Consider the following 11,481-nt stretch of genomic DNA (forward strand, 5'->3'; position numbering starts at 1 on the left):
CGGGCGTCGAGCCCATGCTAGGGCGCTCGGCGCACCGGGCGGGGGTTTCCCAGGCTCACCCTGTACGCTGGATCGGTCGGCTCTGGACGCCGCCGATTGTGGCGGAGTGGGTTTGTGAGTTCTGAGGGGCCGATGGTGAGCGCCGATCGGCGCACATGACCATCACATGAATGGCCCCCGGCCAAGAGAGTCCGGGCCTGTCGAGCGCGTCTCGACTGCTGTTCTCGTGCGAGAGAACCCAGGAAAGATCACCATGCCCAAGAGCAAGAAGCCCGCCGGCGGCCGCGCAGCCAAGAACTTCGAACCGCGCTATGGCGAGAAGACCGCCTTCCAGGATCGCAAGCGTCGCCCCGGAGCGTCGTCAGCCGGAAAGCCGGGAAGCAAGAGCCCGAACCACCGCGGCTACCGCCCCGAGACCGCCGATGCCGCGGCCCAGCCCAAGCGCCGCTGGACGGCGCAGGAGCGCGCCGGCCGCGACGAGGCGCGCGCGATCCGTACCCACTCGCGCGATGACCGTCCGCGTCGCGATGACCGGCCCCGCTACGAGGGGCGTCCCGCGCGCGGCGAGCGTCCCGCGGGCGATGATCGCCGTCGCTGGGAGGATCGTCCGCAGCGCGATGACCGCCCGCGTTACGAGGATCGCCCCGCTCGGAGTGATCGCCCCCGTTATGAGGATCGCCCCGCTCGGAGTGATCGCCCCCGTTATGAGGATCGTCCCGCTCGGAGTGATCGCCCTCGCTACGAAGACCGTCCCGCTCGGAGTGATCGCCCTCGCTACGAGAGCCGCGACGACCGCGGGGCGCGCGATGATCGACCGCGGTATGACGGTGGGCCGCGTCGCGATGACCGTCCCGCCCGCGACGACCGCCCGCGGTGGGATGAGCGCCCGGCGCGCGATGACCGTCCCCGTTACGAGGGTCGCTCGAGCCGTGACGACCGACCGGTCCGGGAGGACCGTCCCCGCGCCGACCGCGGTGGCTACGGCGATCGGCGTGAGGGGCGCGGTGGATTCTCCGAACGTCCCCGCCGCGATGACCGTCCCCGTCGCGATGACCGTCCCCGTCGCGATGACGCGCCCAACCGTTCCGGCTGGGACACCCCGGCGCGCACGGCAGCGCACGAAGAGCGTGTCGACGTCGTGCACGAGCGCCTCCAGGCCGACGCTGTTCAGGCGGATGCCGTCGAGGGAGTGAGCTTCGGCGACCTGGGTCTCGGCGAGAACATCGTCCGCGTTCTCGCGGACCTCGGCGCGGCCACGCCGTTCCCCATCCAGGCGGCGACCGTTGCGCCGATCCTCGAGGGTCGGGACCTGCTCGCCCGCGGCCGGACCGGTTCGGGAAAGACCATCGCGTTCGGCGCCCCGCTCGTGGAGAGCATCCTGCGGTCCCAGGCCGGCAGCCGGCGCGAGTTCGGTCGCGCGCCGAAGGCGCTCGTGCTCGCTCCGACCCGCGAGCTCGCGCTGCAGATCGACCGGACCATTCAGCCGATCGCCCGCAGCGTCGGCCTGTTCACGACCCAGATCTACGGCGGTGTCCCGCAGGCGAGGCAGGTCGGTGCCCTGAAGAAGGGCGTCGACATCATCGTCGGCACCCCCGGACGCATCGAGGATCTCATCGAGCAGGGCAAGCTCGATCTCTCGGAGGTGCGCATCGCCGTCCTCGACGAGGCCGACCACATGTGCGAGCTCGGCTTCCTCGAGCCCGTGCAGCGGATCCTGCGCCTGACGCAGGACGGCAGCCAGAAGCTGCTGTTCTCGGCGACGCTCGACCGCGAGGTCGCCGCGCTCGTAGACGAATTCCTCGTGGAGCCCGCGGTCTACGAGGTCGCCGGGGAGGACCAGGATTCGAGCACGATCGAGCACCGCGTTCTCGTGATCGATCACCGCGACAAGGCCGAGATCCTCACCTCGCTCGTGGACCGCGGAGGCAAGACCCTCGTGTTCGCGCGGACCCGTGCCTACGCGGAGATGCTCGCGGAGCAGTTCGACGATGCCGGCATCCCGTCGCTCGCTCTGCACGGAGACCTGAACCAGGCCAAGCGCTCGCGGAACCTCGAGAAGCTCACCTCGGGCCGGGTGCGCGTGCTCGTGGCGACAGATGTGGCCGCGCGCGGCATCCATGTCGACGACATCGACCTGGTGGTGCAGGCCGACGCGCCCGACGAGTACAAGACGTACCTGCACCGCTCGGGCCGCACCGGCCGCGCGGGGCGCGAGGGTCGCGTCGTCACGCTGATCACACGCCAGCGTCGCCGCCGGATGACGGAACTGCTCGATCGGGCCGAGATCGAGGCGCCGTTCGAGGATGCTCGTATCGGCGATGACCTGCTGGAGGAGATCGCGGGCCGCCAGCTCGCCGACGTCGACGCCTGAACCGCGAAGGACCGACGCGTCCTAGCGTCACGTGGCTCGCCATGTGACGCTAGGCGCGCGGGCGCCTGGTAGCCCAAGAATCGGGATTCCCAGAGTCAAGCGGGGGTACGCCGACTCAGAACGGGGCGGGGCCGTGATCTGCCGAGAGGTGTGAATTGTCGCGCTTCTCAGCGAGTGGCACACCTGGTGGCGCGCCGGACCTATCGCCGGGTGGGTCGTCGACGGTGAAGGCGACCGAGATCGGGGGCGGGTTCTCGAGGTAGACGCGGCCGGTGGGTGAGGTCCATTCGAGGACGCCGTGTTCGAGCTGTCGGACCTTCCAGGCGGTGAACTGCTTCATCGAATGGTGTCGCTGGCACAGGTGAGCGAGGTTCGTGGCTTCGGTGGTGCCGCCGAGGGCGTAGTCGATCGTGTGGTCGACCTCGGAGCGGATGGCGGGCATGGTGCATCCGGGGAACCGGCACCGGCGGTCGCGGGCGCGCAGCCACCGGCCCAGCGCTGCGGGGCGGGCGTAGCCGTCGCATTCGAGGACGGTTCCGATGACCGGGTCGGTGACCAGTCGTTCCCACCAGGATGCGCCGAACGCGAGTTCGCGGGCGGTTTCGGCGTCGATGGGGCAGTGGCCGACGAGTTCGGCGGGTTCGGCATCCGTGCCCAGGAGGGTGAGGGCGGGAACGACGATCTGGACCTTCGCGCGGATGGCGCCGAGTTCGCCCGGCCCGTCGCCGTCGATCGTGGTGTCGGCGAGCGGGTCGCCGGCCAGCAGCATCGCGGCGACGACGTCGGCGCGGATCTGGTCCATCGTGCGAGTGTCGGTGGCGATGATCGGGTCGGGGACGCGGCCGGTGGCGGGGTCGGGGGTTCGGGCATCCGTGATGGTGCGTGCCATCTGGGTGATGCGGTCGAACACGGCGTGGGCCTTGACGGCGGCCATGGTCACGCACAGGTCCGCCATCCCGTCGGGAAGGGGCACGACCCGGACGGTGCGGTTCTCGTGCGCGTCCCGGTACCGTTCGACCGGAGTGCGGGGGTGCAGGCGTGCGGCGAGGATCTCGAGCGGCCCCCGGGCCTGGTTCGGGGTCTGGTCCAGGCACAGGGCGACAGCGCGCCGGTCGAACTCGGCGCGGGCTTCGGGCGGGAGGGGAGTTCCGGCATCCGTGATCGCGCGGACGTGCCCGCGGGTGATCTCGCCGCGCTCCCACGCGCACAGGGAGGTCGGGTAGTCGTCGACGATCACGCGGGCCTCGTCGATCTGCCGTTGCATCGAGCGGTCGCTGGTGCGCGAGACACCGGCGAGTTCGGCCGCGATGCCCCGCAACGCCATGTCGTGCGCGCGCACCCGGCTCGCCTGCCCCGCAGCCTGCCGGGCGGCCAGCGCTCCCGCACGCGCGAGCGCACGCACTTGCGCGACCTCTGCCGCGGCGCGGTCGGCGTTCGCGCGCTCGACCGCGGTGACGATCGCCGACAGCTCAGCGACGTCGGTGTCGCTGAAGTCGATGACCGCGTTCGAATGCATGTTCCCATGTTGACAGGGGGTTCCGACACTGTCCGGAGCGTCGTGCGAGCCGCTGGGAGCTGTCGTGCCCGCCACCGGAGGGGAGGTGTCCCACGCACAGCAGGGGCGCGCACCTCCCTGTCGCACCTGTCGCAGCCCGTCCCGTCGGGCGGCGTGCGGGAGCGCCCGACCGCCCTCAGAACAGCATGGCCGCGGCATCCGCCCGCCGCCCGCGCGAGGTGGTGACGACGGATGCCGCAGCGCGCCGCGCGGCCAGCCCGGGAACCGGCTCGCGGGGCGGCGCCTCCTCCTCGGCATGACCGTTGAGGCCGTGCACCCGCAGGAGCGGTCGTACACGCTTGGCGAGCCACTGCCGGTAGGGCTTCGGTGCGTATGCCGAGGCGCCCGGATACAGCCCGCGGTACGCACCGACCAGTTCCGGATGCTCCCGCTCGAGCCACTGCCAGAACCACTGCTTCGCACCCGGGCGAAGATGAAGGGCGCCGAACACGACCCGATGCGCCCCCGCGGCTCGAATGCGCGAGAGCGCGTCATCGAGCGCCGCGACGGAGTCGGTGAGGTGGGGGAGGATCGGCATGAGGAAGACCGTCACCCGAAATCCCGCATCCGTCGCCGCCCGCACCGTCTCGAGGCGGGCAGACGCGCTCGGGGTGCCCGGCTCGAGTGCGCGCTGCAGCGTGTCGTCGAAGACGGCGATCGACATCGCGAGCGACACATCGACCTCGCGCGCGGCCTCCGTCAGCAGCGGCAGATCGCGGCGCAGCAGAGTGCCCTTGGTAAGGATCGAAAACGGGGTGCCGGCGTCGGTGAGCGCCTGGATGATTCCGGGCATGAGCCGGTAGCGTCCCTCCGCACGCTGATACGGATCGGTGTTGGTACCCAGCATGACCGCGTCGCCCGTCCACGACGGTCGGGCCAGCTCGGTACGCAGCACGTCTGCGACATTGACCTTGACGACGATCTGCGAGTCGAAGTCGCGCCCGGAATCGAGCTCCAGGTACTCGTGCGTCCCCCGGGCGAAGCAGTAGGAGCATGCATGACTGCATCCTCGGTACGGGTTCACGGTCCAGTCGAACGGCATCGCCGACGCGCCCGGGACATGGTTCAGCGCGCTCTTGGCGACGACCTCGTGAAAGGTCATGCCCGCGAACTCCGGAGTCGTCACCGATCGCACGAATCCGCCGAGGTGCTCCATGCCGGGGAGTGCACCGTCGTCGATCGCGCCGATTGCCTGTCCGTTCCACCGCATCGCCATAGTCGAACAAAAATACGATGCCAAGTCAAGCAGGCGATATTCTGATTCGAACCGGATGCCGAAGCTGGAGGCATCCCACAAATGCGGGACTCAGTACCGCGGACCGTGAACCGCAATCCCACAGCCGGTTCGAATCCCGTGTGGTGGCGGGGCATAGAATCGCGACGGCGAGGGCGCCGATCGGCCGATTCCGCGGCAGACCCACACCATCGATGGAGAAGGAAGGGCTCACATGGAGCGCGACATCTACGACGAGGACCACGAGGCGTTCCGCGACGTCGTCAAGGAGTTCGTCAAGCGATACGTCACGAATGAGGCGATCGCCCGGTGGGATGCCGAGGGCGAGATCGACCGCGACACGATGAAGGCCGCCGGCGAGTCCGGGCTCATCGGCCTGTCGGTGCCGGAGGAGTTCGGCGGCGCCGGAATGCTGCAGGACTACCGCTTCCGCGCGATCGTCATGGAAGAGGTCATCGCGGCGGGATCCGGCTCGCTCGCGGGCGCGTTCGGCATCCAGGACGACCTCGCCGTGCCGTACCTCGTGCACATGGGCACGCAGGCGCAGAAAGAGAAGTGGCTCCCCGGGATGGCGACCGGCGAGGTGATCGGCGCTCTCGCGATGACAGAGCCCGGCGCCGGCAGCGACCTGCGCGGCATCAAGACGACCGCGAAGAAGGTCGACGGTGGCTACATCGTCAACGGTGCGAAGACGTTCATCTCCAGCGGCAAGACCGCCGACCTGGTGGTCACTTTCGTCAAGACCGGCGAGGGTAACCGCCCGGATGCCTTCAGCCTGCTGCTCATCGAGAACGGCATGGAGGGATTCGACCACGGTAAGAAGCTGCACAAGATGGGCTTCCACGGGCACGACACCGCGGAGCTCTCGTTCAGTGACGTCTTCGTTCCGGAGGCCAACCTCATCAGCGGCCGTGAGGGCATGGGCTTCGTGCAGCTCATGATGAACCTGCCGTTGGAGCGCATGTCGATCGGGGTCGCAGGCGCGGCGGCCGCACAGGCGGCGCTCGACTGGACCCTCGCCTACACGAAGGACCGCGAGGCCTTCGGCGAGCGGATCGCCGACTTCCAGAACACGCGCTTCCGCCTGGCCGACATGTCGGCGAACGTCGAGGCGCTGTGGGCATACACCGACCGCGTCATGCGTGCCTACAAGGACAGCAAGCTCAGCGCCGAAGAGGCCGCGAAGTACAAGTTCTGGGCGACCGAGCGCGAGTGGGAGGTCCTGGACCTCGGCGTACAGCTGCACGGGGGATACGGCTACATCACCGAGTACCCGATCGCCCGCGCGTTCCTCGACGCCCGCGTCCACCGCATCTACGGCGGCACGAACGAGATCATGCGTGAGATCGTCGGACGGGATCTCGCCGGAAAGCGCTGATCGACGACGTCGACACGGATGCCGTGACCGCCGCTTCCCACCGGGCCGGGGTCACGGCATCCGTCGTGTCGGTGCCGGCCACGGCACCTCGGGTCAGATCGGCGGCGCCCAGGGGAAGAACGCGACGAACAGCGCGGCTGACGCAACCCAGAAGGCGGCGATGAAGACGACATCCCGGGCCCGGAAGGGTACGAGGTGGCGCTCGGTGCGCTCGGGGTAGGCGCCGAAGGCACGAGAATCCATCGCGAGGGCAACCCGCTCGGCGTGACGGATCGCGCCCGCCAGGAGCGGGACGATGTAGCTCGCCCACCGGCGCACGCTCGCGATCGGACCGCGCCCGCGATGCGCGCCTCTCACCCGGTGTGCTTGGCGGATGATCTCGAGCTCGTGTCCGAAGCGGGGCACGAAGCGGAAGGCGGCAAGCGCGGTGTAGCCGATGCGGTAGGGCACGCGGAGCTGCTGCACACACGCGCGCACGAGGTCGGGGCCGGTGGTGCTGAGCCCGGGAATGAGCGACAGCGCGAGGATCGCTCCCAGACGCAGCCCCGTCGCGAACCCGATCTGGAGCGCGTCGCTGTGGAGGGTCCATGCACCGATCTGCAGCACGGGTGGAGTGTCGGCGACAAGCGCGGCATCCGTCCAGAGTGAGAAGCCGACGCCCAGCACGAGGATCGCGCCCGGGATCGCGAGGGTGAGCACGGCGGCGGCGCGGATGCTGAGGGCGATGCCGACCAGCAGGACGACGTAGGCCAGGGCGAGGAAGGCCAGAGGCGTCGCGAGATCGCGGACGAACACGAGCAGCACGATCGCGGGCAGGATGGCGGCCATCTTCGCGAGCGGATTCAGCGCGTACAGGAACCGCAGTGCGGAAGTACGCGGCGCTGCGGCGTAGGGGTCCTCGGCCACGGATGCCGGGATCACGGTCGATGCGGTCGTCACGGCTCGCCCCCGGGAAGGTCGGCGACGCGCGTGATCGCCGTCAGGGATGGGTGCGCTGTGAGCGGCGCGAGAGCGCGGGCGAGTGGAGGCAGCCGCAACCCTGCCCGGGCGATGAGGTCGGCATCCGCGAAGATCTCCGCCGGCGACCCGGTCGCGGTGACGCGGCCCGCCTCCATCACCGCGACGCGATCGGCGTGCTCGGCCACCAGCTGCATGTCGTGGGTGACGACGATGATCGTCGTGCCGTCCCGGTTCAGGTCGCGCAGGAGTGTGAGCAGCTCCTCGGCCCGCGCGCGATCCTGACCGAAGGTGGGCTCGTCCAGCGCGAGAACGGGGGCTCCCGCAACCAGTGCGGTACCGACCGACAGTCGCCGCTTCTGTCCTCCCGACAGCAGGAACGGGTGCACGTGGGCCCGCTCCCGCAGCCCGAACCGGTCGAGCAGAGCCAGGGTGCGGGTTTCGATCTCGGCCTCGTCGAGCTGCTGGCGGCGCAGGCCATGCGCGATCTCGTCGAACACGGATGCCGCGATGAACTGATGCTCCGGATTCTGGAACACGAAGCCCACGTGAGACCACAGTGCGCGCTCGTCGAGGCGGGCGACATCGAGGCCATCCACGTGGACCGTCCCCCGTGGCGGCGTGAGGACGCCGGCAACCGCCTGGATCAGCGTTGTCTTGCCGGCACCGTTGGCGCCGACGATCGCGAGGAACTCGCCGTCGCGCACGTCGAGCGAGACGTCGCTGAGCACTGCGGTCTTGCGTCGCCGGAGGGTGAGCCCGCGCACCTCGATGCGGGGAGCGCCCGTGCGGCCTCCCGCAACGCCGGCGTGAGGAGAATCGGCTGACACGAGGGGCCCCGGGGCGGCGGAGTCCTCGGCTGAGCCGAGCCTCCTCTGCTCGGCGGAACGGGCCGCGGGCGAGGGCTGGCTGTCGAGGGCGGCGCGCAGCTCATCGGGAGTGACCGGCAGCGGGTCGAACCGGTAGCCGGCCGAGCGCAGCCGCAGAGCTGCGAGCGTCGAGGTGGGAAGCCACACACCGAGCTCGAGCAGCTCGTCGGCTCGATCTCGCAGGATGTCATCGACCGACCCGTCCGCGACGACGACGCCCTCGGCATCCATGACGACGACGCGATTGACGAACGCGACGGCGGCGTCGAGGTTGTGCTCGATGAGCACGATGCCCCGGTCGCCGGATGCCGCGAGCTCGGCCAGCGCCGCGTAGACATCGTCGATACCCTGCGGGTCGAGGTTCGCGGTCGGCTCGTCGAGGACGAGAAGCGGTGCGCCCATCGCGAGTGCGCACGCGATCGCCAGGCGTTGGCGGCCCCCGCCCGAGAGGCGGTCCGGGTTCTCGGATCGCCGGTCCCACAGCCCCATGCGACGCAGTCCCGACTCGGCGCGCGAAAGCACCTCGGGCACCGGCAGCCGCAGGTTCTCGGGGCCGAACGAGACTTCGTCCAGGAGTGTTCCGGTCACCAGCTGCGCGTCGGGATCTTGGAACACGATTCCCACGTGCGTGGACAGCTGCGCGACAGTGTGGGTCGCGGTGTCCATTCCGGCCACCTCCACGCTGCCCGCGATGGCGGCGGGCACCGCATGCGGGATGAGGCCGTTCATCGCGAGCGAGATCGTCGACTTGCCGGAGCCGCTCGGCCCGAGTAGCAGCACGACGTCGCCACGCGCGACCTCGAACGACACGGATGCGGGAGTGGCGGCATCCTCGCCCTCGTGCGTGATCGCGACATCGCGCAGGCGCAGCAGCGGTGCACGCGGGTCGGGAGGCTCGACCCCGCGCGACCCGTCACCGGGCATCGCGTCCACCCGAGCGGGTGCGACGGCTGCGGGGCGCGCTGCGGATGCGGAGGGTGTGGTCACGGGTCCTCGTCGGAAAGGGAAGTATTCCCTAACTTAGTTGACCCTTACTCGACATGCCCCGGAAACGAGAAGGTTCCGAGGGTGCAGTGACCGAGGTCATCGGCGGCGGGCGACCCCGGCGCGCCGCAACGCCACGCCGATTCCGAGTCCCGCGGCCGTCCACGCGACGGGGCCCAGCACCGCGACGATGAGGTAGACGATCTGTGCCCACAGCGGCAGCGAAGCGAGGTCGGCGGCGAACGCGACGACAACGGCAACCAGCACGCCGATGACCACCGCCGAGATGAAGAAGCGCCACGCGTCCCACACGCGGTAGCGGGTCAGCGCCGCGACCAGCTCCTGGATGCCGCCGAACAGGATCGCCGTGCCGAGGAATCGCAGCGCCCACTGCGGCGCCATGGCGCTGGCGACCAGCGCCGCGAAGACATGGGTGAGCAGCGCGACCCACGGCAGCCGGATGACTTCCTGCGCGATGATGCCGGGCAGGACGTGGGCGCCCAGCACGACGCCGTACAGGATCGGCACGGTCACGAGGATGACGGGAGTGACCCAGCCCGCGATGCCCCCGAGCAGACCCGTCGCCACGCCGATCGCGGCGGTCGTGAGGAGCACGCGCGTCGTCAGGACGGAGGTTCGGGCCACGGTATCAGCGTAGTCCCGCGTTCGGGACCAAAGTCTGTGTCAGATCCGCCGCCGGCGACGCGTCAGGCGCACCCCGGGAAGCGGAGGCGCTGGGACCCGCTCGGGCCCGTGGTCCCTGACGTGCCCGAAACGGGCGGCCGAGTTCTCCCAGTCCTCGCGAGCGGCGACGATCTCGTCGTGGGAGCGTCCGACGAAGTTCCACCACATCACGATCTCTTCGGGGAACGGCTCGCCGCCGAGCAGGAACAGTCGCGCTCCCGCCTCGCTGCGGAGGGTGATCGCATCGCGCTGCGTGCCCAGATACAGCAGTCGCGTCGGATCCAGAGCGGCGACGTTCTCGGTTCCAGCGCTGTTCTCGGACCCGGCTCTGCTCTGCGCTCCTGAGGCGTGCCTGCCGTCCACCGTCGTGTCGCCGCCCAGAAGCAGAAGCGCATGCTCCCACTCCGGGCGCAGCGGCACCTCGGCATCCGTCCCGGGTCCCAGCTCCAGCTCGGCGCCCACGATGGGCGTGTGCACGGTCGCGGGCGACGATGCGTCACCGAGGCTGCCGAGCACGACCGTCGCGCTCGCTGTCCCGGCGGCGGTGGGCAGGTCGAGGACGGGCAGCCCGTCGTGCTGCTCGAAGGATGCCGGCCCGAAGCGGGTCGCATCGGGCAGAGCGACCCACAGCTGCAGTGCGTCCAGGTCGACATCCGTCTCGCCCACCGAGTATTCGGAGTGCGCGATCCCCGCACCCGCGGTCATCAGGTTGAGCACGCCGCGACGTACCGTGACGTCGCTGCCGACCGAGTCCCGGTGACGCACCTCGCCCAGGATCGGCCAGGTCACGGTTTGCAGCCCGATGTGCGGGTGCGGTTCGACCCGCATCGTCGTCCGCTGGGGCCCGAAGCGATCGAGGAAGCACCATGCTCCGACCATCGGCAGCTCGCGCTGCGGCAGTGCGCGTGAGACCTGCATGCCGCGCAGTCCCCCGAGGGGAACGTCGCGCACCTCGAGGCTCAGCAGCCGCGGCCCGTCGCAATCGGCCGCGCCCTCCTCGGCGACCGCGGCGTCGGCATCCAGCCTGGTCATCAGGCCGACGCGGACTCGTTCGGCCAGGCGATATCGAGCCCGTTCACCTCGTGCTTCTGCAGGTAGCGGACGACGAACGAGCACTGCGGAACCACGGTCTCGCCGCGCGATGCGGCATCCGTCATCGCCTCCCCGATGAGCTCGGAACCGAATCCGCGCCCCGAGAACTCGGGATCGATCTCGGTGTGCGGGAAGACCAGCCGGCCCTGATCGTCGGCTGCGAACTCGGTGAAGCCCGCGAGGACTCCGTCGAGGCTGATCTCGTATCGTCCCTTGTCGTCGTTGCGCACGACCTCGGGGGTCACATCGGTGTCGGCCATCGCCTGTCCTTTCGTCGCTTCCTCCCAACGTAGGCGGCGGCCCCCGTGTTCCGCGAGACGTCGCGGAACGCGCCGTCCGTCCGCGTCGGTCAGGCAG

The 11,481-nt window shown here is 70.0% G+C and carries 9 protein-coding genes; 2 read left to right on the forward strand and 7 right to left on the reverse strand.

What is annotated here, in order from left to right; all coding sequences use genetic code 11:
* Positions 1-253 precede the first annotated feature (253 nt).
* Positions 254-2,371, forward strand: a complete 2,118-nt coding sequence (locus ACSGC5_RS09695) for a DEAD/DEAH box helicase (protein WP_434970425.1) — start codon at positions 254-256, stop codon at positions 2,369-2,371.
* A 115-nt stretch (positions 2,372-2,486) separates the two neighbouring features.
* On the opposite strand, the gene ACSGC5_RS09700 is transcribed toward ACSGC5_RS09695, so the two are convergent.
* Positions 2,487-3,887: a DUF222 domain-containing protein gene (locus tag ACSGC5_RS09700; protein WP_434970426.1), complete on the reverse strand. Its 1,401-nt coding sequence runs from the start codon at positions 3,885-3,887 to the stop codon at positions 2,487-2,489.
* A 175-nt stretch (positions 3,888-4,062) separates the two neighbouring features.
* On the reverse strand, positions 4,063-5,136 hold the full coding sequence (locus tag ACSGC5_RS09705; RefSeq protein WP_434970427.1) for an Rv2578c family radical SAM protein: 1,074 nt from the start codon (positions 5,134-5,136) through the stop codon (positions 4,063-4,065).
* A 238-nt stretch (positions 5,137-5,374) separates the two neighbouring features.
* Between ACSGC5_RS09705 and ACSGC5_RS09710 the strand changes: the two genes are divergently transcribed.
* A complete protein-coding gene (locus ACSGC5_RS09710) occupies positions 5,375-6,538 on the forward strand; it encodes an acyl-CoA dehydrogenase family protein (protein WP_434970428.1) in 1,164 nt (387 codons plus the stop codon).
* Between the two features lie 93 nt (positions 6,539-6,631).
* Here the strand turns inward: ACSGC5_RS09710 and ACSGC5_RS09715 are convergent, their stop codons facing one another.
* The 5 genes from ACSGC5_RS09715 to ACSGC5_RS09735 all read right to left on the reverse strand — a co-directional run bounded on the left by ACSGC5_RS09715 (position 6,632) and on the right by ACSGC5_RS09735 (position 11,477).
* Complete coding sequence (locus ACSGC5_RS09715; protein ID WP_434970429.1) at positions 6,632-7,477, reverse strand: energy-coupling factor transporter transmembrane component T; 846 nt, start codon at positions 7,475-7,477, stop codon at positions 6,632-6,634.
* A complete protein-coding gene (locus tag ACSGC5_RS09720) occupies positions 7,474-9,288 on the reverse strand; it encodes an ABC transporter ATP-binding protein (RefSeq protein ID WP_434970494.1) in 1,815 nt (604 codons plus the stop codon). Before ACSGC5_RS09720 ends, ACSGC5_RS09715 begins: the two co-directional genes overlap by 4 nt.
* A gap of 159 nt (positions 9,289-9,447) precedes the next feature.
* Positions 9,448-9,993, reverse strand: a complete 546-nt coding sequence (locus ACSGC5_RS09725; RefSeq protein ID WP_434970430.1) for an ECF transporter S component — start codon at positions 9,991-9,993, stop codon at positions 9,448-9,450.
* 39 nt (positions 9,994-10,032) lie between these two features.
* On the reverse strand, positions 10,033-11,064 hold the full coding sequence (locus ACSGC5_RS09730; protein ID WP_434970431.1) for a pirin family protein: 1,032 nt from the start codon (positions 11,062-11,064) through the stop codon (positions 10,033-10,035).
* Positions 11,064-11,477, reverse strand: a complete 414-nt coding sequence (locus ACSGC5_RS09735; RefSeq protein ID WP_434970495.1) for a GNAT family N-acetyltransferase — start codon at positions 11,475-11,477, stop codon at positions 11,064-11,066. The genes ACSGC5_RS09730 and ACSGC5_RS09735 overlap by 1 nt, the downstream gene beginning before the upstream one ends.
* Positions 11,478-11,481: the final 4 nt, after the last annotated feature.

The organism is Microbacterium sp. bgisy207 (assembly GCF_965345035.1).
Classification (GTDB): Bacteria; Actinomycetota; Actinomycetes; order Actinomycetales; family Microbacteriaceae; genus Microbacterium.